At 68.7% G+C, this 23,076-nt stretch carries 26 protein-coding genes and 1 pseudogene; 12 read left to right on the top strand and 15 right to left on the bottom strand.

Annotated elements, in window-relative coordinates; translation table 11 throughout:
- Positions 1-24: 24 nt before the first annotated feature.
- The gene (locus tag ABZS29_RS31980) at positions 25-1,314 is read right to left on the bottom strand and encodes an aminotransferase class III-fold pyridoxal phosphate-dependent enzyme (RefSeq protein ID WP_355467619.1); all 1,290 of its coding nucleotides are present in this window, start codon (positions 1,312-1,314) and stop codon (positions 25-27) included.
- Positions 1,315-1,363: 49 nt separating this feature from the next.
- Between ABZS29_RS31980 and ABZS29_RS31985 the strand changes: the two genes are divergently transcribed.
- Positions 1,364-2,458, top strand: a complete 1,095-nt coding sequence (locus tag ABZS29_RS31985) for a Rossmann fold nucleotide-binding protein (RefSeq protein WP_355467621.1) — start codon at positions 1,364-1,366, stop codon at positions 2,456-2,458.
- Here ABZS29_RS31985 and pdxY read toward each other — a convergent pair.
- From pdxY to ABZS29_RS32015, 6 genes are all read right to left on the bottom strand, one after another.
- Entirely contained in the window at positions 2,451-3,302 is an 852-nt protein-coding gene (gene pdxY, locus ABZS29_RS31990) for a pyridoxal kinase PdxY (protein WP_355467623.1), read from the bottom strand. The two genes, ABZS29_RS31985 and pdxY, sit on opposite strands and share 8 nt — an antisense overlap.
- A 20-nt stretch (positions 3,303-3,322) precedes the next feature.
- Positions 3,323-3,901 (bottom strand): DivIVA domain-containing protein, encoded by a 579-nt coding sequence (locus tag ABZS29_RS31995; RefSeq protein WP_355467625.1) that lies wholly within the window; start codon positions 3,899-3,901, stop codon positions 3,323-3,325.
- A 7-nt stretch (positions 3,902-3,908) separates the two neighbouring features.
- Positions 3,909-5,027, bottom strand: a complete 1,119-nt coding sequence (rlmN, locus tag ABZS29_RS32000; protein ID WP_355467627.1) for a 23S rRNA (adenine(2503)-C(2))-methyltransferase RlmN — start codon at positions 5,025-5,027, stop codon at positions 3,909-3,911.
- 63 nt (positions 5,028-5,090) lie between these two features.
- Positions 5,091-5,378, bottom strand: a complete 288-nt coding sequence (locus tag ABZS29_RS32005) for a SelT/SelW/SelH family protein (RefSeq protein WP_355467629.1) — start codon at positions 5,376-5,378, stop codon at positions 5,091-5,093.
- Positions 5,379-5,440: 62 nt separating this feature from the next.
- Entirely contained in the window at positions 5,441-6,127 is a 687-nt protein-coding gene (locus tag ABZS29_RS32010) for a C39 family peptidase (RefSeq protein ID WP_355467631.1), read from the bottom strand.
- A 209-nt stretch (positions 6,128-6,336) separates the two neighbouring features.
- On the bottom strand, positions 6,337-7,236 hold the full coding sequence (locus ABZS29_RS32015; protein ID WP_355467633.1) for an LLM class flavin-dependent oxidoreductase: 900 nt from the start codon (positions 7,234-7,236) through the stop codon (positions 6,337-6,339).
- Between the two features lie 62 nt (positions 7,237-7,298).
- Here ABZS29_RS32015 and ABZS29_RS32020 point away from each other — a divergent pair, with 62 nt between their 5' ends.
- Positions 7,299-7,703 (top strand): MarR family transcriptional regulator, encoded by a 405-nt coding sequence (locus tag ABZS29_RS32020; protein ID WP_355467635.1) that lies wholly within the window; start codon positions 7,299-7,301, stop codon positions 7,701-7,703.
- A 29-nt stretch (positions 7,704-7,732) separates the two neighbouring features.
- Positions 7,733-8,725, top strand: a complete 993-nt coding sequence (locus tag ABZS29_RS32025) for an MsnO8 family LLM class oxidoreductase (RefSeq protein ID WP_355467637.1) — start codon at positions 7,733-7,735, stop codon at positions 8,723-8,725.
- Here ABZS29_RS32025 and ABZS29_RS32030 read toward each other — a convergent pair.
- The 6 genes from ABZS29_RS32030 to rpsB all read right to left on the bottom strand — a co-directional run bounded on the left by ABZS29_RS32030 (position 8,715) and on the right by rpsB (position 13,489).
- Positions 8,715-9,299 (bottom strand): GNAT family protein, encoded by a 585-nt coding sequence (locus tag ABZS29_RS32030; protein WP_355467639.1) that lies wholly within the window; start codon positions 9,297-9,299, stop codon positions 8,715-8,717. The two genes, ABZS29_RS32025 and ABZS29_RS32030, sit on opposite strands and share 11 nt — an antisense overlap.
- A gap of 4 nt (positions 9,300-9,303) precedes the next feature.
- The gene (locus ABZS29_RS32035) at positions 9,304-10,164 is read right to left on the bottom strand and encodes a phosphatidate cytidylyltransferase (RefSeq protein ID WP_355467641.1); all 861 of its coding nucleotides are present in this window, start codon (positions 10,162-10,164) and stop codon (positions 9,304-9,306) included.
- Positions 10,164-10,721, bottom strand: coding sequence for a ribosome recycling factor (gene frr / locus ABZS29_RS32040; protein ID WP_132406042.1), 558 nt, complete (start codon positions 10,719-10,721; stop codon positions 10,164-10,166). Before frr ends, ABZS29_RS32035 begins: the two co-directional genes overlap by 1 nt.
- Before the next feature lie 80 nt (positions 10,722-10,801).
- The gene (pyrH, locus tag ABZS29_RS32045; protein ID WP_355468354.1) at positions 10,802-11,548 is read right to left on the bottom strand and encodes a UMP kinase; all 747 of its coding nucleotides are present in this window, start codon (positions 11,546-11,548) and stop codon (positions 10,802-10,804) included.
- Between the two features lie 61 nt (positions 11,549-11,609).
- Positions 11,610-12,428 (bottom strand): translation elongation factor Ts, encoded by an 819-nt coding sequence (gene tsf, locus ABZS29_RS32050; RefSeq protein ID WP_355467643.1) that lies wholly within the window; start codon positions 12,426-12,428, stop codon positions 11,610-11,612.
- A gap of 92 nt (positions 12,429-12,520) precedes the next feature.
- Positions 12,521-13,489 (bottom strand): 30S ribosomal protein S2, encoded by a 969-nt coding sequence (gene rpsB / locus ABZS29_RS32055; protein ID WP_355467644.1) that lies wholly within the window; start codon positions 13,487-13,489, stop codon positions 12,521-12,523.
- Positions 13,490-13,919: 430 nt separating this feature from the next.
- Between rpsB and ABZS29_RS32060 the strand changes: the two are divergent.
- Positions 13,920-14,246: pseudogene (locus ABZS29_RS32060) on the top strand (peptidoglycan DD-metalloendopeptidase family protein); the annotation flags it as partial.
- Positions 14,247-14,300: 54 nt separating this feature from the next.
- Here ABZS29_RS32060 and ABZS29_RS32065 read toward each other — a convergent pair.
- Together ABZS29_RS32065 and ABZS29_RS32070 are read right to left on the bottom strand one after the other, a co-directional pair.
- Positions 14,301-14,780 (bottom strand): Rrf2 family transcriptional regulator, encoded by a 480-nt coding sequence (locus tag ABZS29_RS32065; protein WP_355467646.1) that lies wholly within the window; start codon positions 14,778-14,780, stop codon positions 14,301-14,303.
- Positions 14,781-14,843: 63 nt separating this feature from the next.
- Positions 14,844-15,806 (bottom strand): tyrosine recombinase XerC, encoded by a 963-nt coding sequence (locus ABZS29_RS32070; RefSeq protein WP_355467648.1) that lies wholly within the window; start codon positions 15,804-15,806, stop codon positions 14,844-14,846.
- A gap of 137 nt (positions 15,807-15,943) precedes the next feature.
- On the opposite strand from ABZS29_RS32070, the gene ABZS29_RS32075 reads away from it, so the two are divergent.
- The 8 genes from ABZS29_RS32075 to ABZS29_RS32110 all read left to right on the top strand — a co-directional run bounded on the left by ABZS29_RS32075 (position 15,944) and on the right by ABZS29_RS32110 (position 23,043).
- The gene (locus tag ABZS29_RS32075) at positions 15,944-17,578 is read left to right on the top strand and encodes an amino acid permease (RefSeq protein WP_355467650.1); all 1,635 of its coding nucleotides are present in this window, start codon (positions 15,944-15,946) and stop codon (positions 17,576-17,578) included.
- Between the two features lie 111 nt (positions 17,579-17,689).
- A complete protein-coding gene (locus ABZS29_RS32080) occupies positions 17,690-18,046 on the top strand; it encodes a YraN family protein (protein WP_355467652.1) in 357 nt (118 codons plus the stop codon).
- Complete coding sequence (locus ABZS29_RS32085; protein ID WP_355467654.1) at positions 18,046-19,623, top strand: YifB family Mg chelatase-like AAA ATPase; 1,578 nt, start codon at positions 18,046-18,048, stop codon at positions 19,621-19,623. The genes ABZS29_RS32080 and ABZS29_RS32085 overlap by 1 nt, the downstream gene beginning before the upstream one ends.
- On the top strand, positions 19,620-20,900 hold the full coding sequence (gene dprA, locus ABZS29_RS32090; RefSeq protein ID WP_355467656.1) for a DNA-processing protein DprA: 1,281 nt from the start codon (positions 19,620-19,622) through the stop codon (positions 20,898-20,900). The genes ABZS29_RS32085 and dprA overlap by 4 nt, the downstream gene beginning before the upstream one ends.
- Positions 20,901-20,955: 55 nt before the next feature.
- On the top strand, positions 20,956-21,135 hold the full coding sequence (locus tag ABZS29_RS32095) for a hypothetical protein (RefSeq protein ID WP_355467658.1): 180 nt from the start codon (positions 20,956-20,958) through the stop codon (positions 21,133-21,135).
- Positions 21,136-21,227: 92 nt separating this feature from the next.
- Positions 21,228-21,710, top strand: coding sequence for a MarR family transcriptional regulator (locus ABZS29_RS32100; protein ID WP_355467659.1), 483 nt, complete (start codon positions 21,228-21,230; stop codon positions 21,708-21,710).
- A gap of 107 nt (positions 21,711-21,817) precedes the next feature.
- Positions 21,818-22,627 carry an MBL fold metallo-hydrolase gene (locus ABZS29_RS32105; protein ID WP_355467661.1) on the top strand — a complete coding sequence of 270 codons (810 nt, stop codon included), beginning with the start codon at positions 21,818-21,820 and terminating at the stop codon, positions 22,625-22,627.
- A gap of 5 nt (positions 22,628-22,632) precedes the next feature.
- Entirely contained in the window at positions 22,633-23,043 is a 411-nt protein-coding gene (locus ABZS29_RS32110; protein WP_355467663.1) for a nuclear transport factor 2 family protein, read from the top strand.
- Positions 23,044-23,076: the final 33 nt, after the last annotated feature.

Here is a 23,076-nt window from a genome sequence, read left to right on the forward strand (position 1 = left end):
TGAGCGGGGGCCTTCGCTTTGCGCTCAGCGCAGGGTGTTGAAGGAGTCGCGGAGGATCTCGAGCGCCTCGGTGGTCTCCTCCTCGGTCAGCGTCATCGGCGGAGCCATCCGCAGCACGTTGCCGTAGAGACCGCCCTTGCCGATCAGCAGACCGCGGTTCTTGGTCTCCTGCTGGAGTTTGGCGGTGGTCGCCGCGTCCGGGGTGTTGTCGCCGGGATTGACGATCTCGGTGGCGAGCATCAGGCCCTTGCCGCGGACGTCGCCGAGCTCGGGGAACTCCTCGGCGATCCCACGCAGACCGTCGACGAGCTGCGCGCCGCGCTTGGCGGCATTCGCCTGCAGGTCGTGGTCGAGCAGGTAGTCGATGGTGGCCTTGGCGGCGCTGGTGGAGATCGGGTTGCCGCCGAACGTGGACAGCGAGTTCGCCTTGATGCTGTCCATCAGGTCCGGCTTGGCGACCACGCCGCCGATCGCGAAGCCGTTGCCCAGGCCCTTGGCGAACGTCATGGCGTCCGGTACGACGCCGTGCGCCTGGATGCCCCAGAAGTGCTCGCCGGTGCGGCCCCAGCCGGTCTGCACCTCGTCGGAGATGAACAGGATGCCGTACTCGTCGAGCACCTCCTTGAAGGCGCCGTACAGGCCGTCGGGCGGCGAGGCGAACCCGCCGACGCCCTGGATCGGCTCGGCGATCAGGCAGGCGACGTCACCGGCGGTCGTGGTCTCGATGACGTTGCGCAGGTCGTCGACGCAGACCTTGATGTACTCGGCGTCCGGCAGGTTCTTGAACGGGCTGCGGTAGTGGTACGCGCCCTGCAGGTACTGCACGTTGACCGGTGACAGGCTGCTCGCGGACCAGCCGCGGTTGCCGGTGATCGCCACGGTGCCGAAGGCGCGGCCGTGGTAGGAGTTCCGCATCGCCAGGACCTGGTTCGAGCGGCGGTTCTGGGTGGCGAGCAGCAGGGCGGCCTCGTTCGCCTCGGTACCGGAGTTGGCGAAGAAGACCTTCGCGTTCTCGATCCCGGACAGCTTGGCGATCTGCTCGGCGAGCTCGATCTGCTTGCGGATCAGGTACACCGTGGAGGTGTGCGCGATCCCGCTGCTCAGCTGCTCACGCACCGCGTCGGAGATCTCCGCGATGTCGTAGCCGATCGCGTTGGTCAGGATGCCGGCGAAGAAGTCGAGATAGCTGTTGCCCTCGCCGTCGGTGACCCGGCGGCCGGACCCCTGGACGATCTCGATCGGCTCCTCGTAGTACAACGCGAGCCAGTCCGGCATGACGGCCTTGTGACGCTCCCAGAGCTCCGCATGTGTCATGCCCTAGCAATACCTCATCTGGCCGCCGACCAACAGTAGGGTGCTCTGCGTGACGCAGCCGAGCATCCCCCACGTCGACATCGAGTCCCTGGAGCATTTCGACCAGGTCCTGGACGCCGGTGCGACCACCATGGCCGGCTGGCGGGTGCAGTCGGTCGATCTGACCGGGCGGACGACGGAGCTGCTCGGGCTGAGCCCGATGGGTTCGCTCTTCCTCGGCTGTGCGCTGGAGGACAAGGCGGACCGCTGGATCCGCGACGGCGGCGGGCTGGTGTTCCCGGCGATCCCGGAGCTGCCGTTCGACTCGTACCGCGGCACTCTCTACGCCGCCGAGGACCTGTACGCCGGCATCGAGCACGGGTACGACGCCACTCCGGACGCACGCATCTACGCCTGGTCCCGGCAGCACGACGAGCGTGGTGACACCAGCCGCACGCTCGCGGCCGCACTGCACGACCACGCGATCGCGGACGCGCTCCACGAGCTGCCGGAGAGCGGTTCGTGGGTCGGTGTGATGGGCGGACACGGCATCGCGCGCACAGACCCGACGTACCGGGCGGCTGTGCTGCTCGGCCGCAAACTCGCCCGGGACGGCCGCACTGTCGTGACGGGCGGCGGCCCGGGTGCCATGGAGGCGGCCAACCTCGGCTCGTCGTTGGCCCCGTACGACGACGCCGCGGTGGACGCGGCGCTCGCAGCACTCGCGGCGGCGCCGTCGTTCCGCCCGTCGATCACCGACTGGGCTCTTGCCGGCCTGGCCGTCCGCCGCGCTTACCCAGGCGACGGCGGTGTGTCGATTCCGACCTGGTTCTACGGTCACGAGCCGCCGAACGTCTTCGCCACCTCGATCGCGAAGTACTTCTCCAACGCGCTCCGCGAAGACGTCCTGCTCAGCCGTGCCCGCGGCGGCATCCTCTACCTGCCAGGTGCCGCCGGTACCGTCCAGGAGATCTTCCAGGCCGTCACCCCGAACTACTACGGCGACGCCGCCACCCAGGTCCCGCTCATCCTGGTCGGCGTCCAGCACTGGACCGTGACTCTGCCGGTCTGGCCCCTGCTGCAGTCCCTGGCCGCCAGCCGCGCGATGGCCTCGTCCATCTACCTCGTAGACACGATCGACGAGGCCACCGCTCTAGTCAGCTGACCCGCTGCGCCTTGAACTGCATCTGCGGGTTGGCGTAGGCCTCCTGCGACTCCACCAGCTGCAGCTCCCGCTCGCCCGACTTGTGGGTGTTGGTGAGCAAGTCGAAGACACTGGAGGTGGTGCGAGCCAGCGCATCTTGGAGGTCCCCAGTACGGCGGTAGTGCGCGGTGAAGAGCGCTGCGGTGACGTCACCCGACCCGTTAGCCTTCATCGGAATGTACGGCGTCTGGACGAGCCAAGCGCCACTGTCGTCGACCGCAAGCATCTCGATGGTGCCGTCTTCGCGGTCCGGACGCTCAACGCTGGTCACGAGGACCGTGCGCGGGCCCGTGGCGCGGACGAGCTCCACCGAAGCCAGCGTGGACTCCAGGGTGTCCGGCTCGGTGTCGGTCAGGAAGCCCAGCTCGAACTGGTTCGGCGTGATGATGTCCGCAGCCGGAACCACGCGCTCCTTCAGCAGCACCGGGATCGCAGGCGCGACGAAGCACCCGGACTTGGCGTTACCCATCACCGGGTCACAGGAATACACGGCCGCGGGGTTGGCCGCCTTCACGCGCTCGACCGTCTCCAGGATGACGTCCGCGATTCCCTCACCGCCCTGGTAGCCCGACAGGACCGCATCGATCTGCGGGAACGCTCCACGCTCCTCGATCCCGAGGACCACCTCACGCACGTCGTCCGGGCTGATCAGTGGGCCGCGCCAAGCGCCGTACCCGGTGTGGTTGGAGAAGTTGACCGTGTAGACCGGCAGCACCTCCACCCCGATGCGCTGAAGCGGAAACACGGCAGCCGAGTTGCCCACGTGCCCATAGGCGACCGCGGACTGGATCGAGAGGATCTTCACCCCTCGATCATCGCATTGCGCTACTGCAGCAGTGCCTCGGCCTCGTCGAGGAAGAGGTCGACCTCCTGCACGTCGTAGCCCTCGCGGATGCGGACCGTCGAGAACCGCTTGGTGCTGATCTCCCGTGCGGTGACGGGACGGTCGGTCGGGGTGCCGTTCACGGTGGCGAGGATGCGGTCGACGAAGTCGTCGACGTCCTCCATGTCGTAGGCCTCGCTGAACTTCACCGGGGTGAAGCGCGGGGACTCGAGGCGGCGGCGCGCGGCCGGCGTCTGATCTGTCGGGCGCGGGGCCGGCGACCGGTCTGTGGGGCGCACGGGCGGCGCCTCGTCTGTCGGGCGCGGGGGCGGCGTCTGGTCTGTCGGGCGCGCGGGCTGGGCGTTCGCCATCCCCTGAGCTGCTTGATCGAGGAACGCGTCGACCTCGTCGATCGAGTAGCCCTCGCGGAAGCGGACCGGGGTGAAGCTCACGTTGCGGATGTCGGCCGCGGTCACCGGGGCGCCGACGTACCGGCCCTCGACGGTGGCGGCGAGGCGTTCGACGAAGGCGTTCACCTCGTCGATGTCGTAGCTCTCACGCCACCGGACGCGGGTGAACATCTGAGGCCTACTTGCTGGCGGCGGCGAGCTGGCCGCAGGCGCCGTCGATCTCCTGGCCGCGGGTGTCGCGGACGGTGGTGGAGATGCCGCCGGCCTGCAGGCGGCGGACGAACTCGCGCTCGTCGGCCGGGTCGGAGGCGGTCCACTTGGAGCCCGGGGTCGGGTTCAGCGGGATCAGGTTGACGTGCACCCAGCCCCAGTCGCCGCGGGCGCGAAGCTTCTCGGCGAGCAGGTCGGCGCGCCAGGCGTGGTCGTTCATGTCGCGGATCATCGCGTACTCGATGGAGACCCGGCGCTTGGTCTTCTCGGCGTACCCCCAGGCCGCGTCGAGGACCTCGTCCACCTTCCAGCGGTTGTTGATCGGGACCAGCTCGTCGCGCAGCTCGTCGTCCGGCGCGTGCAGGGACACGGCGAGCGTGACCGGGATGCCTTCGTCGGCGAGCTGGTTGATCCGCGGGACCAGGCCAACGGTCGACACGGTCACGCCGCGGGCGGAGATGCCGAGGCCCTCCGGCGACGGATCGGTGAAGCGGCGGACGGCGCCGATCACGGCCTTGTAGTTGGCCATCGGCTCGCCCATGCCCATGAAGACGATGTTGTTGACCCGCCCGGGCCCGCCGGCGATCTCACCGCGGGACAGCGCGCGGGCGCCGTCGACGACCTGCTCGACGATCTCGGCGGTCGTCATGTTCCGGGTCAGGCCGGCCTGACCGGTCGCACAGAACGGGCAGGCCATCCCACAGCCGGCCTGCGACGACACGCACATCGTGGTGCGGTCGGTGTAGCGCATCAGCACGGACTCGACCAGCGAACCGTCGAGCAGCTTCCACAGCGTCTTGCGCGTGGTCCCGTTGTCGCACTCCATGTCGCGGACCTTGGTCAGCAACGGCGGCATCAGCTCCGCGACCAGCTTGTCGCGGCTCGCGGCCGGCAGATCGGTCATCTCGGCCGGGTCGGACGTCAGCCGGGAGAAGTAGTGGTTCGACAGCTGCTTGGCCCGGAACGCGGGCTCCCCCAGCGCGGTGACCGCCTCGCGGCGCTCCTGTCCGGACAGGTCGGCCAGGTGCCGCGGCGGCTTCTTGGCACGGCGCGGCTCATCGAAAACAAGGGGAAGGGAGGTAGTCATAACCGTTCCATTGTCACTTGGCGCCTGAGCATTCACAAATTCACATCCGCGACGTGCCGAGGATCACTCCGCCTTGCGATCGGAGTGCCCGAGCTGCCGGTCCGGAGCGATCCGGTCGCGCACCAGCTGCTTGAGCAGCGGCAACTCGATGAACCCGCCCTCCGCCTTGCGCGACCACAGCATCTCCCCGTCCAGCGAGATGTCGAAGATCCCGCCGGTCGACGGCACCAGCGCCACCTCTCCGAGCTCCTTGGGGAAGGTCGTCAGCAACTCCTGCGCCGTCCAGGCCGCCCGCATCAACCACCGGCACTGCGTGCAGTACTCGATCTCCAACCGCGGCTGTTTGCTCACGGCCCCAGTATCTCGGGCCGGACCGCCGGCGCGGTGCCGTGTCTCACCGCGCCGGCCGGTCGTCAGGCCGAGTAGCCCTTCGGCGGGATCAGCGTCGCCAGCTGGTTGAAGGTCAGCCAGTACGTCGCTGGGCCGAAGCCGGCCGGATCGGCGATCAGCACGGTCGAGTCGCTGTCGTCGTACCCGATCACGGTGAAGTAGTGCCAGATCGTGTAGTTCGGGTAGCCCGGCGGGTGGTTGTTGGCCGGGGCAACGATGTTCGCGACGATCGGATAGTTGTTGTTGATGTCGAGCACGATGTCGCGCCAGAGCAGGTCGCGCTGCCCCTGGGTGGGCGGGTCGTTCGGCATCTCCTTGGTCTCGTACCAACCGGTGCCGAGGTGGTTGTTGAGCACTCTGGTGACCTGGCCGATCCAGTCCGTGCCGTTGGTCGTCGTCGGGAGCTCGTTGGCCAGCTGCTGCTGACTCGGCGGCGAGATCCGCGCCGACAACGCGATCCGGGTCGCGGCCGGGCCGCACCAGTAGCCGGTCTGCTGGTACTGGAACTGGATGTTCAGCGTCCGCAGCGTCTGGGTGCTGTACGCCGACTTCGGCACGGGCTTGGCAGCCGCGGCCGCCTCGGCGGAGACGGCAGGGGCGGCCGGTGCCGGACCGGCGATGGCGGGGGCGGCCGCCGTCGGCAGTGCGGTTGCGGCGACCAGTGTCAGACCGCAGAGCGCGGCCCTGAGTTTCGGCGGGGTGTATCTCATGTCAACTCCCTCAGCCTCACGGAGTGACCCGGAGTGGTCGCTCCAGCACCGAGTGCAGCCCTCTCCGGCTGGAATGTAAACCCCTGACCAGAATATTCTTAGCGCCGTCAGATACTCACATCGCGGTGTTTCCGCAGGTCAGAGCCCTGTACGGCGAGCTGAAGCAGCCGCCGGAACAAATTCCGACCTTTTCGATCTGGCTCGAAAAGTCACCCGGCAGTCGGCTCGATGATCTCCCGCACCAGCCACTGGACCGCCCGCTCCGGGTACGGCCGGGGCAGCGACAGCACGATGTGATCGAACCCCAGGTCGACAGCTCCCCGCACGATCGCCCGCGTCGAGGACGGATCGTCGTACGAGACGATCTGCTGCAGCGACCGGCTGATCGAGGCCGGGTCCCGGCCGATCGCCGCACACTCGGCGTCGAGCCGCCGGATCCGGTCAGCCAGGAAGCCGAGCCCGTTGTGCGGCGGACCGCTGATGTTCCAGATGTCGGCGTACTCCGCGATCAGTCGCATCATCCGGTTTCCCCACCCACCGATCAGCAGCGGCGGACCCGGACGCTGGATCGGCTTCGGCGCGTTCCACACCTGCTCCAGCGTGTAGTACCGGCCCCGGAAGTCGAAGACCTCCTTGGTCCACATCGCCCGCAGGATCTCGATCGTCTCGCGCAGCCGCTCCACCCCCTCCCCCGGAGGCACGAGACTCACCCCGTACGCCGCATACTCCGCCGCCGCGGGATTCGGACCTGGAATGCCGCCGGCGCCATCGGGCTGCCGGGTGCCGCCCACCCCGAGCCCCATCACGAGGCGCCCGCCGGAGATGACGTCGAGCGTGCTGGCGATCTTGCCCAGCACCGCGGGCGGCCGGATCCGGTTGCTGGTGACCAGCAGACCGAGCCGGAGCCGGCTCGTCTGGGCAGCGAGCGCCGCGAGCAGCGTCCAGCCCTCCAGCACGTCGCCACCTTTCGGACCGGCCAACGGCAAGAAGTGGTCCCACAACCACGCATCACGGATCCGCGGGGTCTCATCGGCGTCCCGCCAGACGCGCTGGATGTCGGCGTACGGGACATGCATCGGGGTGGTCTTCAGACCAAAAGTCGGTTCCATAATCATCAGGCTAGCTGATCATCAGTCATCCTGACGATCAGTCTGCCGGTAGATTGGTTCGCATGGCGTCCGACCGGCTGGGATACCTGCTCAAACACGTTCTGGCGCGCCTGACCGCGGCGCAGGCCGAGGCGCTGGCGCCGCACGGGCTGAACGGCCGCGATCTGGCCGTGCTGTCCGCGGTCGCGTCCGGGGAGCCGCTCTCGCAGCTGGAGGTCGCCGCGCGGCTTCGGGTGGATCGGACGTCGATCGGCGACCTGATCGACGGTCTCGAGCAGCGCGGGCTGGTCGAGCGCAGGCGCAGCACTGAGGACCGCCGCCGCAACGTCGTCGTACTGACCACCGAGGGCGAGCGCACCTTCGAGTCGGCCGAGCGGGTTCGGCAGGAGCTTGAGCGCGAGTTCTTGGCGCCGCTGCGCGACAGCGATCGTTTCCGGGCGGACCTGCGGCTGCTACTCGGGGAATGAGGCGCCCGCGGGAGCCGTTGGCTTGACGTATGGGCTTGTTGTCGGGGGTGCCGTTATCGGTCCTGGACCGATCACGGCGACGAGTCGGCGAGTCGGAGGCCGAGACGCTGCGGGCGACCGTCGACCTGGCGCAGGAGGTCGAGAAGCTCGGCTACAAGCGTTTCTGGGTGTCCGAACACCACAGCGTGCCTGGAGTGATCGGGTCTGCTCCCACCGTGCTGGCGGCGGCCGTTGCCGCGCGCACCAGCACCATCCGGGTCGGCACCGGCGGCGTGATGCTGCCGAACCACCAGCCGCTCGTGGTGGCCGAGCAGTTCGGCGTGCTGGAGTCGCTGTACCCGGGCCGCATCGACATGGGGCTCGGCCGCTCGGTCGGTTTCACGAACGGGATCCGTCGCGCACTAGGAGTCGAGAAGGACGCGGCTGACGACTTCGCCGACCAGCTCAAGGAACTCCTCGGGTACTTCGACGGCACTCAGCAGGTCCATCCACAGGTTCATGCGCGTCCCGGCGAAGGTCTGCAGATCCCCGCGTTCATCCTGGCAATCGGCGAGGGCGCTGCGCTGGCCGCCTCGTTCGGGCTGCCATTGGTGATTGCGGGCGTCAAAGGCGAGGCGGAGCTGGTGCAGCTGGTTGAGCGCTACCGGACTGAATTCCGCGCATCCGCTTTGGGTTCGCGGCCGTACGTCGTACTGGCGGCGACTGCGGCGGTTGCGCCGACGACTGAGCAAGCCAGGGAGCTGCTGCTACCGGAGGCATGGGCAACCGCCTACACGCGGACCCGCGGGGTGTTCCCGCCACTCGAGCCCGCTCCCCCGGCCGAGCTGACGGCGAAGGAGCAGGAGTTCTTCGACAACGCGCTCGCCGGCCAGATCTACGGGACCCCGGCCGAGGTCGATCTCGCGCTCGGCGGCCTGGTACGGCGTACTGGCGCGGACGAAGTACTGGTCACCACGAACACGTACGACCGTGGTGACCTGGTCGCGTCGTACACCGCGTTGGCGGAGCTCGCTAGCGGCTGATGCGCTCCTCGAGGCGCTTGCGCACCTCGGGCCACTCGTCGGCCAGGATCGAGAACACCACGGTGTCGCGCCACGAGCCGTCGTTCTGCCGCATGTGCCGACGCAGCACGCCCTCACGCGTCGCACCGAGCTTCGCGATGGCTGCCTGGGAGCGGGTGTTCTTCAGGCCGGTCTGAATCTTCAGACGGCCGAATCCACAGTCCTCGAAGGCGTGCTTCATCAGCAGCAACTTGGTCGCCGGGTTGACCGCGGTCCCCCAGACCGACGGCGTGTACCCGGTCCAGCCGAGGTGGATCCGCTCGTTGGTCAGGTCTACGTCGCCGAGGCTCGACGTACCGACGATGGTGCCGTCGGCAACCATCCGGACCGTGTACGCGAACCGCTTCGCGACCGCCGGGGCCCACTCGGCGCGCATCGCGGCGACACTGGCCGGCGCGACGCCGCCGTTGAAGCCGCCGGCATAGACCTCGGCACTCGCGAGAGCGGCGTACAGGTCCTCGTAATCGCTGTCCTGCAAGGGATCCAGGCGAACAACCTCGCCCACCAGCGAGCGTCCGTCGGGTGCGATCGTCATAGCCTCACGCCTTCACCAGAATGTGCAGCAGGAGCCACACCGCCGGCACCGTTGCCAGCAGCGAGTCGAGCCGGTCCATCACACCACCATGGCCGGGCAGCAGATTCGACATGTCCTTGATGCCCAGATCACGCTTGATCATCGACTCACCGAGGTCACCGACGGTCGCGGTCACCACGGCCACCGCACCGACGATCGCGCCGACCCACCAGTTCCCGTCGAGCAGCAGGACCACCGACGCGATCCCGGCGCCGATACAGGCCAGCGCCGATCCGGCGAAACCCTCCCAGGACTTCTTCGGGCTGATCGTCGGCGCCATCGGGTGCTTGCCGAACAGGACGCCGGCCACATACCCGCCGACATCGCTGGCGACGACCACCAGGAAGAACGTAATGACCCGCAGCGGTCCATCGGCTTCCGGCTGGACCAGCAGGATCGCGAACCCGGCCAGCAGCGGGACATACCCGATCAGGAAGATCCCGGCGCTGGTGTCGCGGACGAACCCGACCGAACCGCCTGGCATCCGCCAGAAGATCGTGGCCAGGACCGTGCCCGCCATCGCCACCAGCAGCGCCATCGGTCCGCCGAAGTACGCCGCGACCAGCATCGCCACCGTACCGGCGAAGACCGGGACCCGCGGGATCACCGCGCCGCCGGTCCGCAGGGACTTGATCATCTCGTCCACGGCCACCAGGACGGCGGCCAGCACGACGAAGATGAACAGCACCTTCAGCCAGAACAGCGATCCGATGATCACCACGCCCAGACCGACGCCGACCCCGATCGCCGCGGGCAGGTTGCGCCCGGCGCGGCCAGGATCCGGTGTGGGTTTCGGACTCGGCGCGGGCGTGCTCTCGACGCCCATCACACCTCGAGCAGTTCGGCTTCCTTGTGCTTGAGCAGCTGATCGATCGAGTCGACGTACTTCTTCGTCATCCCGTCGAGCCGCTTCTCAGCACTCTTGCCCTCGTCCTCGCCGGCTTCGCCGTCCTTGACCGACTTGTCGATCGAGTCCTTGGCGTGCCGGCGGATGCTGCGCACGGAGATCTTGGCGTCCTCGCCCTTGGTCTTGGCGACCTTGATGTACTCCTTGCGGCGGTCCTCGGTGAGCTGCGGCATCGTGACCCGGATGACCGAGCCGTCGTTGCCGGGGTTCACGCCCAGGTCGGAGTCGCGGATCGCCTTCTCGATCGCGGCCATCGCGCCCTTGTCGTACGGCGAGATGAGCACGGTCCGCGGGTCCGGGACCTGGAAGCCGGCCAGCTGCTGCAGCGGCGTCGGCGAGCCGTAGTAGTCCGCCACGATGTTCGAGAACATCGACGGGTGCGCGCGGCCGGTACGGATCGCGGCGAAATCGTCCTTGGCGACCTCCACGGCCTTCGCCATCTTCTGCTCGGCTTCGCGGAGTGCTTCGTCGATCACGACATTCCTCGCTTCCTCAGGGCCGCATCCGCGCGGCCCGTTTCGTGACGATCCTAGTGGTACGGCGGCCCGATCCGGGACTACCCCGGGGCGACGACCGTACCGATCTTGTCCCCGTGCACGACCCGGGCGATGTTGCCCTCCTCGAGACCGAAGATCACGATCGGCAGCGCGTTGTCGCGGGCCAGGCTGATCGCGGTCGCGTCGGCGACCCGCAGTCCGCGGGCCAGGAAGTCGTCGTACGACAGCTGGTCGAACTTGACGGCGTCCGGGTTCTTCTTCGGGTCGGAGTCGTAGACCCCGTCCACACCCTGCTTGCCCATCAGCAGCGCCTCGGCGCCGACCTCGAGCGCGCGCTGGGCGGCGACCGTGTCGGTGGAGAAGTACGGCATGCCGGAGCCCGCGCCGAAGATGACGACGCGGCCCTTCTCCAGGTGCCGCTCGGCCTTGCGCGGGATGTACGGCTCCGCGACCTGACCCATGGTGATCGCGGTCTGGACCCGGGTCTCGATGCCGAGCTTCTCCAGGAAGTCCTGCAGCGCCAGGCAGTTCATCACGGTGCCGAGCATGCCCATGTAGTCGGCGCGGTTGCGCTCCATCCCGCGCTGCTGCAGCTCCGCGCCGCGGAAGAAGTTGCCGCCGCCGACGACGATGGCGACCTGGACGCCGGCCCGGACCACCTCGGCGATCTGGCGGGCGATCGAGTTCACCACGTCGGGGTCGACGCCGAGCTTGCCGCCGCCGAACACCTCACCCGACAGCTTCAGCAGCACCCGCCGATAGGCGGGCGAATACGGCGAAGAGGCCGGACTCGTCTCGGTACCCAGGGTTTCCGTCACGATTCCGGCCTCTCCTCGTTGCGTGCTGTGCTGATCGGTCCTTCAGACCTCAGGCGCCGACCTCGAAGCGGGCGAACCGCTTCACGGTCACGCCGGCCTCGTCGAGGACGGCCTTCACGGTCTTCTTGTTCTCGGTGACCGACGGCTGCTCGAGCAGCACGACCTCCTTGAAGAAGCCGTTCACCCGGCCCTCGACGATCTTCGGGAGCGCGCCCTCGGGCTTGCCCTCCTCGCGCGCGGTCGCCTCGGCGATCCGCTGCTCGTTCGCGACCGTCTCGGCCGGAACCTCGTCGCGGGTGGTGTAGAGCGGACGCATCGCGGCGGCCTGCATGGCGGCGCCACGGGCGGCCTCCACGTTGTCACCCTCGAACTCGACCAGTACGCCGACCTGGGCCGGCAGGTCCGCGGCGCGCTTGTGCATGTACGCCGTCACCTGGCCCTCGAAGACGGCGACCTTGCCGAGCTCGAGCTTCTCGCCGATCACCGCGGCCAGGGCCTCGATGTTCTCGGCGACCGACTTGCCGTCGGCCAGCTTCTCGTTGAGCAGGCCCTCGACGTCGCCGACCTTGCTGGCCGACGCGTGCGCGACGATGTCCGCCGCGAGCTGCTGGAACTGCTCGTTCTTGGCGACGAAGTCGGTCTCGCAGTTCAGCTGGACCAGGGCGTTCTCGGCAGCGGCCACCAGGCCGTTGCTGGCGGAGCGCTCGGCGCCCCGCTTCTGCGCCTTGGCCGCGCCGTGGATGCGCAGCTCCTCGATCGCCTTCTCGAAGTCGCCGTCGGTGGCCTCGAGCGCCTTCTTCGCGTCCATCATGCCCGCGCCGGTGGTGTCGCGGAGCTTCTTGACGTCAGCGGCGGTGTAGTTCGCCATTCCTCGTTCTCTCGTCTGTGTCGATGCGGCTGGATGGGCGGACCTGTCCGGTGCCCTGCCGCCCGCGAGGCGGGCGGCAGGATCAGCGGAACTCAGGCCTCGTCGGCCTTCGGGGCCTCGGCGGCCGGGGTCTCCTCGGCAACCGGAGCCTCTTCGGCGGCCGGAGCAGCCTCGGCGACCGGGGCAGCCTCGGCGACCGGGGCGGCCTCAGCGGCGGGCGCCTCGGTCGCGGCGGCCTCAGCAGGCGCCTCGGCAGCGGCGGCCGGGGCCTCCGCGGCAGCGCCGTTCTGGCTCTCCAGCAGCTCGCGCTCCCAAGCAGCCATCGGCTCCTCGGCGCCCAGCTCCTCGCCGGCCGCGGCGGCGCCCTGGCCACCACGCGACATCAGACCGTCGGCGACGGCGTCGGCGACCACGCGGGTCAGCAGGCCGACCGAACGGATCGCGTCGTCGTTACCCGGGATCGGGAAGTCGACCTCGTCCGGGTCGCAGTTGGTGTCCAGGATGCCGATGATCGGCAGCTTGAGCTTGCGCGCCTCGTCGACCGCGAGGTGCTCCTTCTTGGTGTCCACGATCCACACGGCGGCCGGGACCCGGGCCATGTCGCGGATACCGCCGAGGGTCTTCAGCAGCTTGTCGTGCTCGCGCCGCTTCTGCAGCAGCTCCTTCTTGGTGACACCGGAGGCGGCGACGTCGTCGAAGTCGATCAGCTCCAGCTCCTTGAGGCGCTGCAGCCGCTTGTTGACGGTCTGGAAGTTGGTGAGCATGCCGCCCAGCCAGCGCTGGTTCACGTAGGGCATGCCGACCCGGGTCGCCTGCTCGGCGATCGCTTCCTGGGCCTGCTTCTTGGTGCCGACGAACAGGATCGCGCCACCGGCGGCGACCGTGCTGCGGACGAACTCGTACGCGCGGTCGATGTAGGACAGCGACTGCTGCAGGTCGATGATGTAGATGCCGTTGCGCTCGGTGAGGATGAATCGCTTCATCTTCGGGTTCCAGCGCCGGGTCTGGTGCCCGAAGTGGACACCGCTCTCGAGCATCTGCTTCATGGTCACGACGGCCATGAGGTGGTCCTCTCTGTCGTGCGCCCCCAGGTATCGCCCCGGGCAACGCACTCTCGGTTGAATCGCGGTGGACCGGTCGGCCCGCCGCGCCTGATGCCCGTCGTCCGGCCCCATCCGGGCCGTGAGGCCAGGACCGAGGGGGTCGCACAGTGGTGCGGGCATGCGTAGTCGCCCCGCGCGAGGCGGGACGCCATCGGAAAGTCTACGGGACCGACCCCACCGGAAGCGAACTGGCCACAGGTTGTCCACAGGCGGGCAACTTCACCGCCGGGAACGGGCCTTTCCACGGCATCTTCCAAGTATGAACATCGCCGCCCTCGTCCTCGCCCTTCCAGCATCCCCGGCCGTCCTCACCCCGCCTGCTCCCTCAACCACCCCGCCTGCGCGCCCAGCCGCCGCAAGCGCTCCCGCGGGTGCCATTTGGCCGCTCATGCCCCGGCCGCCTGTCGTGCACGGCTTCGACAACCCAACCGAGCCGTGGCTGCCCGGCCATCGCGGCCTGGATCTGGCCGGCTCCCCGGGCCAACCTGTCCTCGTCGCCACCGCCGGCACGGTCGCGTACGCCGGCTCGGTCGCCGGGGTCGGCGTCGTCACAGTCGCCTCCGGCCCCCGCCGTACGACGTATCAGCCGGTGGTGCCGGTGGTTCGCGCGGGGACGGTGGTGACCGTCGGCACGGTCATCGGTCACCTGTCGGCGGCCGGTTCGCACTGCGCGCCCGAGACCTGTCTGCACTGGGGCCTGCTGGAGGGCGAGCGTTATCTCGATCCGGCGATGCTGCTCCCGGCCCGACCGGTCCGGCTGCTGCCGCTGTCAGCTGCCGGGGACGCGCGCCTGCCAGGCGTCGTCGTCCTTGGACCGCCGCTCGACACCGGCCGGGAGCTTGTTCTTGGCCAGGTCGGTCAGCGTCGTGTGCTCGAGGACGTCCCGCAGGCTGGCCCGCGCGGCGATCCAGACCCGCTGCAGCACGACCGCCCGCTCGTTGTAGGCGACGCTCTCCGGCCGCACGCCGGAGATGCTCACGATCGGGCCGTCGACGGCCCGCATCACGTCGGCGACCGAGATCTCGTTCGGATCCACCGCGAGCTTCCAGCCGCCGGACTGCCCGCGCTGGCTGGCCAGGATGCCGGCCCGGCGCAGATCGGCCAGGATGCCCTGCAAGAAGCCGTGCGGGATCCCCTGTGCGCGACTGAGCTCCTCGGCCGACACCACCGAGGGGTCGTTGGCCACCCATCGTTGGGTGATCTCGATCAGCGCCCGCAACGCATAGTCAGACTTCGCCGAAACCCGCATGGTCCGCAGTCTGCCGTATTCCCGGCGGTCGCCGCCGCACCAGGTGCAGCGACACACCCCGGCTCAGGCGCGCGGGTGGGCCTGTTCGTAGGCCTTGCGGAGCCGATCGGTCGAGACGTGGGTGTAGATCTGCGTCGTCGCAAGCGACGCGTGACCGAGCAACTCCTGCACGCTGCGCAGGTCCGCGCCGCCCTCCAGCAGGTGCGTGGCCGCCGTGTGCCGCAAGCCGTGCGGCGACAGATCCGGCGCTTCGACGACCGCGATCCGCTCGTGCACCAGCCGCCGGACGGCGCGTTGGTCAATGCGGCCGCCCCGGGCCCCGAGGAAGACCGCGGGGCCGCTGCCGGAGCGGGCGAGCCGCGGCCGGGCCTCGGTCAGCCAGCGGTCGAGCGCTTGACCGGCGGGAACGCCGTACGGGACGGAGCGTTCTTTTCGGCCCTTGCCGAAGACCCGGACGACGCGGCGGGAGGTGTCGATGTCGTCGATGTCCAGCGCGCAGAGCTCGCCGACCCGGATACCGGTTGCGTAGAGCAACTCCATGATCGCGAGATCGCGCAACCCGACCGGGCTGCCGTCGTCGGCCGCGACCGCGGCGGCATCCAGTACGTCGCGGGTGTCGGACAGGTTGAGCACGCCCGGAAGGCTCTTGTGCGGCCGCGGACTGGCGAGCAGCGCGCCGGGATCGGTCGCGATCCGCCCAGTCCGGTTCGCCCAGGCGGTGAAGACCCGGGCGGCGGTGGCCCGGCGCGCCATCGTGCTGCGCGACTTGCCGAGACTCTGCTGTTTGGCCAGCCACGAGCGCAGGCCGCGGATGTCGAGCGCCGCAAGATCGTTGTGACCAAGCCGAATCAAATGATCGAGTAGATCCGCGATGTCTCCGAGGTACGCTCTGACCGAGTGTTTGCTGAGGTCTCTTTCCGCCGTCAGATGCCGTTCGTAGTCGGTCAGTAACGCCGTGAAAGCCTCCGGCAGAGCTGTGCTCTGCGGTGTGGCCGCGTCGTTCGCGCTGACTTCGCCCGGCGTCATGCCTCGACGATGCGTGAGCGGGACCGGCATCGCAAGCCACCGCGCGGTCGTCGAGAAGAGGAGGTCTGGTCGATAACCCCGACGGTCGACTACTGTTCGGCCCGATTGCCCTAGTAGCAACGGAGGCACCCCTGACCATGGCCCCCTCAGCGAACGGACAGACCGTAGGCCGGCGCCTGCCGGTCGAGTCGGCGTTCACTCGAGTCGAGGATGCACGGCACCGTCTGCCGCGCCTGTTCGGTCGTCGCGACCTGGTCGTTCTCGGCCTGGGCGTGATGATCGGTTCCGGCATCTTCAGCATCAGCGGCAACCAGGCGGCGCTGACCGCCGGCCCTGCCGTGATCCTGTCGTTCGTCATCGCGGCGATCGTGTGCCTGCTGGCCGCGGCCTGTTACGCCGAGCTGTCCTCGACGATCCCGGTCTCGGGAAGCGCGTACACCTTCAGTTACGTCACCTTCGGTGAGATGTGGGCGTGGCTGGTCGGGTGGGCGCTGGTGATCGAGCTGCTCACCGCCGCGGCGATCGTGGCGCGGGTGTGGTCGGCCTACTTCCTGGCCACCCTGGACGGATTCGGCCTGACACTGCCCGACAACGTCGCCAAGTACTTCGGCCCGGACGCGAAGCTGAACCTGGTCGCGCCACTGCTGCTGCTCCTGCTCACCGCGATGATCGTCACCGGGACGAAGCTGTCCGCCCGGGTGCTGACCGTGGTCGTGATCGCCAAGGTCGCGGTGATCCTGCTGGTGATCGTGGTCGGCGCGACGCACATCAACTGGGACAACTACACGCCGTTCGTGCCGATGTCGCGGGCCGCGCCGGCGACAGCCAGTCCAACGCTGCTGAGCTGGATCCTCGATTCCTCATTCGGCACCTTCGGGACGATGGGCATCTTCACGGCCGCGAGCACGATCGTGTTCGCCTACATCGGATTCGACCTGATCGCGACCGCGTCCGAGGACGCCAAGAACCCGCGCAAGACGGTCCCGCAGGGCATGCTGCTCGGCGTCGGCGCCGTCACGATCCTCTACATCGCGATGGCCGTGGTCCTGGTCGGCATGCGGCCCTACGGTCAGCTCGGCGGCAGCGCGCCGGTCTCGAGCGCACTGGCGGCGGTCGGCGTCGGCTGGGCCGCCAAGGTGGTCAACGTCGGCGCCTTGCTGGCGTTGATGACCGTCATCATGGTGGTGCTGATCGCCCAGAGCCGGGTGCTGTTCAACATGGGCCGCGACGGTCTGCTGCCGAAGAGCCTCGGCCGGGTCAGCCGCGTCTACTCCTCCCCCGCTCGGGCCGCCGGTGCGGCCGGGCTGGCAGCAGTCGCACTGACGCTATACCCGAACGTCCTTGATCTGGAGGAGTTGCTCGTCATCGGCGCCCTCTTCTGCTTCGCGTTCTGCGCCGTCGGTGTGCTGCGGCTGCGCCGTACCGAGCCGGATCTCGAGCGCGGCTTCCGGGTGCCGATGGTGCCGCTCATCCCGCTGCTGTCGCTCGGTGCGACGGTGTGGCTGATGCTGAACCTGAAGACCAGCACCTGGGCCAAGTTCGGGATCTGGATGGCGCTCGGACTGGCGATCTACGGCCTCTACGGCCGGTGGCACAGCCGGTTGGCCAACGAGGACAGCTGGGACTTCGACATCGGCGACACCGACCCGGGGACGGGCGGTCTGCAGGCCATCCGGCAATCGGAGCCGGAGCGTTCGGGTGAGCTGAAGGCGATCCGCACCCCGCAGCAGACGCCGAACAAATCCACCCGCGGTAAACACATGCGCAACTGACGTAGTCCGGTTCCTGCTCGACCTTCGCCGTCTGTGGTTTTCCACAGGCGGCGAAGTCGTTCCGAAATCGAGGCCCGATCCCGGCATCTTCTCTGTCGGAGGTGGTCAACGATGGGAACCACGAAGGCCGTCGGGCAATTCGGCGAGGATCTCGCCAGCAGGTATCTCACGACCCAAGGTCTCGTCATCCTCGAGCGCAACTGGCGCTGCGGACTCGGCGAGATCGACATCGTCGCGAGGGAGGGCGACACCCTCGTCATCTGTGAGGTGAAGACCCGGCGGGGACTCGGCTACGGGTCGCCGCTGGAGTCGATCACCTATCGCAAACTGACCACACTGCGAAAGCTGGCCGGTGCCTGGCTGCGCAGCCACGAGGTCCGGCCACGCGAGGTCCGGATCGACATCGTCGCCGTCATGCTTTGCCAGGGCGCGCCACCCCAGGTGGACCACCTGCGCGGGGCCGCCTGATGACGCTCGCACACATGTGGTCGGTCGCTCTCGTCGGGCTCGAAGGGCATCTGGTGGAGGTCGAGGCCGACATCGCCCAAGGCCTGCCCAAGACCACCCTGATCGGTTTGCCGGATGCCTCCCTGTCGGAGGCACGCGAGCGGGTCCGCGCGGCCGTGGTCAACAGCGGCGAGAAGTTCCCGGACCGCAAGGTCACGATCGGCTTGTCCCCCGCGACCTTGCCGAAGACGGGCTCGCACTACGACGTAGCGATCGCGTGTGCGCTGCTGGCAGCCGCCGGGGTGGTCGAGCCGGTCTCCTCACGCCGTACGGCGATCATCGGCGAGCTCGGGCTCGACGGCCGGATCCGCGAGGTTCGCGGTGCACTCGCGATGACGCTGGCTGTCGCCAGATCGGGATTCGAGCGCATCGTCGTCCCAGAGCTGAATGCAGGCGAAGCGCGGCTCGTGCCGGGCATCGAGGTCTACGGGGTGCGGTCACTGCGCCAGGTGCTGGCGTTGCTGCGCGGAGTCGAGATCCCCGACGAGCCGGCACCGCAGGCCGAGCCACGCTTGCTGTCAGAGTCATTGACCCGGGTTCCGGAGGTCGATCTGCACGATGTGATCGGCCAGCACGAGGGCCGGCAGGCGATCGAGGCGGCGGCCGCCGGTGGTCATCACCTGTTCCTGCACGGTCCGCCGGGTTCGGGCAAGACCATGCTGGCCGAGCGGCTGGCGGGACTCATGCCGGATCTCAGCACCGACGAGTCGCTGGAGGTCTCGGCGGTGCATTCGCTGGCGGGGATGCTGAGCGGTGAAGCCGAGTTGGTCTCACGGCCACCGTTCATCGCACCTCATCACACGGCATCGTTGTCGAGTCTGGTCGGCGGCGGTTCGGGAGTTCCGCGGCCGGGCGCGATCAGCTGCGCGCACCGCGGCATCCTGTTCATCGACGAGGCCCCAGAGATGCATCCGCTGACTCTCGACACGTTGCGGCAGCCGCTGGAGTCCGGGTTCGTCGAGGTTCATCGGTCGGCGGCGGTGGCGAAGTTCCCGGCTCGCTTCATGCTGGTGCTGGCCGCGAATCCCTGTCCCTGCGGGATGTCCGGCGTCCGGAACGCGATCTGCAACTGCACGCCTCAGGCACTCGCTCGGTACCGGCAACGCATCAGCGGGCCGATCAAGGATCGCCTCGACATCCAGCGGCAGATCCTCCCGGCCGGCCGCGGCGCGACCGAGACCGAGTCCTCCGAGCCGACGGCCACTGTCGCGGCGCGTGTCCAGGCCGCCCGCGACCGACAATCGGCCCGCTATCGCGACAGCCCATGGACCCTCAACAGCGAGGTCCCCGGAGCAGTCCTGCGCCGGGACTTTCCCCTCGACTCCAAAGCCCAGCGCCTGCTGGAGGATCACTACTCCACCGGCCGCCTGACCGGCCGCGGCTTCGACCGCGTGGTCCGGCTGGCCTGGACGCTCGCGGACCTTCGCGGCCTCCCACAGCCGAGCCTCGAGCTGACACACGAAGCCTTCCAGCTCCGCACCGGCGAACCTCTCACGCCCTTGTCCGACTCCCGCCCTCTCAAAGGACGCGCCTCATGACTCCAACACTCACCCCGGACGGCATGCACCTGCCCGGCTCTCCGTCACCTCTCGACGCCGACGGCACACGGCTGCCCAGCTCTGCGACACCTCTCGCCAACCCCGGCGGGTCCGGCGGTCAGGTCACCACTACTGGTGCCGCCATCGGCGAGGGCGGCGAGGCCGAGCGCTTGGCTCGGGTCGGTTTGGGGCGAGTGATCGAGCCAGGTGATCTGACCGCCCTGAAGGCATTCGAGGGCCTCGGGGTGATGGAGATGTGGGAGCGATTGCGACGCAAGGAGCCAGGGACGGAGCGATGGGCGACGCGGATGGCGACGGTCGAGCCCGAGCGTGACTTGGAGCGGGCGGCTGCTGTCGGCGCACGGTTCGTGATTCCGGGAGACTCCGAGTGGCCCGAGCAAGTGGACGTGCTGGCCGAGGCTGGGCAGTTGGCTCGACGGGCCGGGGTGCCGTTCGGGCTCTGGGTGCGAGGGTCGGCGAGGCTCCGGCAGGCGCTCGAGTCCTCGGTGGCAATCGTGGGCGCGCGGGCGTGCTCGTCGTACGGATCGCATGTTGCCGGGGAGCTGGCAGCCGGACTGTCGGCGAAGGGATTCACCGTCGTGTCGGGCGGGGCCTATGGGATCGACGCTGCCGCGCATCGAGGTGCACTCGCGGTCGCCGGAGTGACCATTGCAGTGCTGGCCTGCGGCGTAGACAAGGCCTATCCGCGGAGCAACGCCGCACTGTTCAGCCGGATCGTCGAGCAGGGCTTGGTGGTGAGCGAGCTGTCGCCGGGCTGCTCGCCCAGCAAGCTACGGTTCCTCGCCCGCAACCGCCTCATCGCGGCCGCAAGCCAGGGCACCGTGGTCGTCGAAGCCGCCGTCCGCAGCGGCGCCCTCAACAGCGCAGGCTGGGCCGAGCAGTGCGGTCGCCCAGTCCTCGCCGTCCCCGGTCCGATCACCTCCCGGATGTCCGAAGGCAGTCACGTGCTGATCCGCGAGCGAGACGCCGTGCTGGTCACCGACGTCGAGGAGATCATCGAAGCCGTCTCCCCACTCGGCACTGCCTTGACGTCCTACCGCCACGCCCCCACGACCCCCTTCGACAATCTCCCCGACGACCTCCGCCGCACCCTGGAGGCCGTCCCCGTCCGAACGCCGGCCGCTACCCACCGCATAGCCATCACCGCCGGCCTCGACCTCCCCACCACCGAAGGCGCCCTAGAAGACCTCGCCGCCCTCAACCTCGTCCACCCGTATCCCACCGGCTGGTGCCTGACCCGCCCAGACACCGAGTGAAGCCGCCGTGGAAGCCGCATCATGCGGCCTATGAGTAAGCGGCACAGTCTGTGAGGTGCCGTTGGAGCGAATGGCGTTGGCCGCCGTCCATCCCTGGGATATCGACGGCGCCAAGCAGCCGGGCCTTCAGGGCTGGTACGTCGACCGGCGGCGGACGCCGTACCCGCGGATGTTCACGGCGCCCGATCTAACCGTGGCCGATTTCGAGGAGTTGGCGGCGCATATCGGTGGTTGACGTCAACCCACTGCGCCCGGCGCGGCTGGATGCTGGTGCAATGAGGACGCGAGGTTGGGCGAGGACGGGAGCGGTTGGCGGTGGGTGAGCGAGTGGAGATCTCGACGGCCAAGGAGGCGGCGGACGACGGGTTGATCACGTCATTCGGGCGGTTGCTGGGAGCCGCTAATCGGTTGGAGTACATCCTCGGGCGAGCGCTTGAGGACGAGTGCGGCATTACGCACCTGACGTACGAGGTGCTGCTCATCCTTGGGCGGGCCGGTGGCGAGGGGTTGTCGATGCGGACCATCGCTCAGCAGCAGGTTCTGTCCACGGGCGGGGTGACGAGGCTGATCGATCGGATGATTGCCGCCGGTCTGGTTGAGCGGGCCGAGGATCCGACCGATCGTCGGAGCAGGCTGGTGCGGATCACGACCGAGGGCGAGCGGACTGCCGTGGCGGCCTCGGTCGTGCATCGGCGCAATATCGAGCAGTACTTCGTGGCTCCGCTGCCGGCGGATCACTTCGAGCAGTTCGCGGCGGATCTCCGGCTGCTCAGCCGGGCTGCCACCGCAGCTTTGCCACGCCTCAAGTAAGAGATAGTGACGTAGGTCACTCCCGGCGGGAAATATCTGCTTAGTCAGATTCTGTTCAGTCAGATGAAGCGCCTGCATCCCGTAGGCGGACCAAGGGAGTGAACACGATGAGCGCGCTGGACTTCACGATTCTCGACCTGGACTTTCCGGTCGGCAGCCAGAACAAGACCGCCGTCCTGGTCGCGGGCGAGCAGGAGCTGCTGCTGGTGGATGCCGGCTTCACCCGCGCCGACGGGCACCGGCTGGTGGCCGCGATCCTGGACTCCGGCAAGACACTGACCACGGTCTTCCTCAGCCACGGTGACCCGGACTTCTACTTCGGCGCGGAAGTGATTGCGGATGCCTTCCCGGAGGCGCGCTTCGTGGCCACTCCCCCGGTTCTGGAGCACATCCAGGGCAGCTACGAGGGCAAGCTCGGCGCTTGGGCCGCACTGGGCACGAACCTGCCGACCAGGCTGGTGAAGATCGAGCCGCTGACCGGCGATCTGACGCTCGAGGGTCATCGCTTCGAGCTCAAGGGCGGCTCCGCCGGTCTGCCTGACCGTCACTACCTCTGGCAGGCGGAGCAGCGTGCGATCCTCGGCGGTGTCCTCCTGTTCCAGCAGGAGCACGTCTGGGTGGCTGACACCGCGACCCCGCAGGACCGGGCCGCGTGGATCGATCTGCTGGACGAGATGGCTGCTCTCGATCCCGAGCTCGTCGTCCCCGGGCACCGGCTTCCCGGGACCCCGGCTGATGCCAGCGCCATCGCAGCGACCCGCGAGTACCTGACCACGTTCGAGAAGGAGTTGGCGACCGCCACGGACGGCGCCGCGCTGACGGCGACGCTCGTCGAGCGGTACCCCAACCACGGCATGCTGATCGCCGCGCAGATCGGCGCCAAGGTCGCCACCGGCGAAATGGTCTGGGGCCACTGATGGCGGTGAGCGACTTCGAGGTCTCGACCGCGCCGGCGGATGTGGTCCGTCGTCAGTACCTCGCCTCCGCAGCAGGTGATCTGGAGGCGCTGCGCGCGACGCTCGCGCCCGATGTCGAATGGACCGAGATGGCCGGCTTCCCGCTCGCCGGCACCTACCGCACCCCGGACGGCGTCACGGCGAACGTGATGGAGCGGCTTGCCGCCGACTGGGAGGGCTGGACCGCGCACGACGACACCTACGTCGTCGACGGGGAGAACGTGCTGGTCCTGGCGCGCTACACCGCCACCAACCAGGCCACCGGCCGGGCGATCGACGTACGGGTCGCCCACCACTTCGTGGTGCGGGGCGGACTGATTGTCCGTTTCGAACAGTTCGTGGACACGGCGAAGGTCCGCGAGGCCATGCCGGCCTGACGGATCCACTGCGGCCCCGGCGACGCGCCGGGG

The sequence above is a fragment of the Kribbella sp. NPDC005582 genome (assembly GCF_040605415.1).
Taxonomy (GTDB): Bacteria; Actinomycetota; Actinomycetes; order Propionibacteriales; family Kribbellaceae; genus Kribbella.

Excerpts from the sequence above, each read along its gene's own strand:
- ABZS29_RS32030 (WP_355467639.1), bottom strand. The coding sequence starts at position 9,299 with ATGACGATCGCACCCGACGGACGCTCGCTGGTGGGCGAGGTTGTTCGC.
- ABZS29_RS32070 (WP_355467648.1), bottom strand. The coding sequence starts at position 15,806 with ATGACGCCGGGCGAAGTCAGCGCGAACGACGCGGCCACACCGCAGAGC.
- rpsB (WP_355467644.1), bottom strand. The coding sequence starts at position 13,489 with ATGGCCGTCGTGACCATGAAGCAGATGCTCGAGAGCGGTGTCCACTTC.
- ABZS29_RS32085 (WP_355467654.1), top strand. The coding sequence starts at position 18,046 with ATGACGCTCGCACACATGTGGTCGGTCGCTCTCGTCGGGCTCGAAGGG.
- ABZS29_RS32020 (WP_355467635.1), top strand. The coding sequence starts at position 7,299 with ATGGCGTCCGACCGGCTGGGATACCTGCTCAAACACGTTCTGGCGCGC.
- ABZS29_RS31995 (WP_355467625.1), bottom strand. The coding sequence starts at position 3,901 with ATGTTCACCCGCGTCCGGTGGCGTGAGAGCTACGACATCGACGAGGTG.
- dprA (WP_355467656.1), top strand. The coding sequence starts at position 19,620 with ATGACTCCAACACTCACCCCGGACGGCATGCACCTGCCCGGCTCTCCG.
- ABZS29_RS32035 (WP_355467641.1), bottom strand. The coding sequence starts at position 10,164 with ATGGGCGTCGAGAGCACGCCCGCGCCGAGTCCGAAACCCACACCGGAT.
- rlmN (WP_355467627.1), bottom strand. The coding sequence starts at position 5,027 with ATGACTACCTCCCTTCCCCTTGTTTTCGATGAGCCGCGCCGTGCCAAG.
- ABZS29_RS32065 (WP_355467646.1), bottom strand. The coding sequence starts at position 14,780 with ATGCGGGTTTCGGCGAAGTCTGACTATGCGTTGCGGGCGCTGATCGAG.
- ABZS29_RS32075 (WP_355467650.1), top strand. The coding sequence starts at position 15,944 with ATGGCCCCCTCAGCGAACGGACAGACCGTAGGCCGGCGCCTGCCGGTC.
- tsf (WP_355467643.1), bottom strand. The coding sequence starts at position 12,428 with ATGGCGAACTACACCGCCGCTGACGTCAAGAAGCTCCGCGACACCACC.
- ABZS29_RS32080 (WP_355467652.1), top strand. The coding sequence starts at position 17,690 with ATGGGAACCACGAAGGCCGTCGGGCAATTCGGCGAGGATCTCGCCAGC.
- ABZS29_RS31980 (WP_355467619.1), bottom strand. The coding sequence starts at position 1,314 with ATGACACATGCGGAGCTCTGGGAGCGTCACAAGGCCGTCATGCCGGAC.
- ABZS29_RS32010 (WP_355467631.1), bottom strand. The coding sequence starts at position 6,127 with ATGAGATACACCCCGCCGAAACTCAGGGCCGCGCTCTGCGGTCTGACA.
- ABZS29_RS32015 (WP_355467633.1), bottom strand. The coding sequence starts at position 7,236 with ATGGAACCGACTTTTGGTCTGAAGACCACCCCGATGCATGTCCCGTAC.
- ABZS29_RS32105 (WP_355467661.1), top strand. The coding sequence starts at position 21,818 with ATGAGCGCGCTGGACTTCACGATTCTCGACCTGGACTTTCCGGTCGGC.
- ABZS29_RS32025 (WP_355467637.1), top strand. The coding sequence starts at position 7,733 with ATGGGCTTGTTGTCGGGGGTGCCGTTATCGGTCCTGGACCGATCACGG.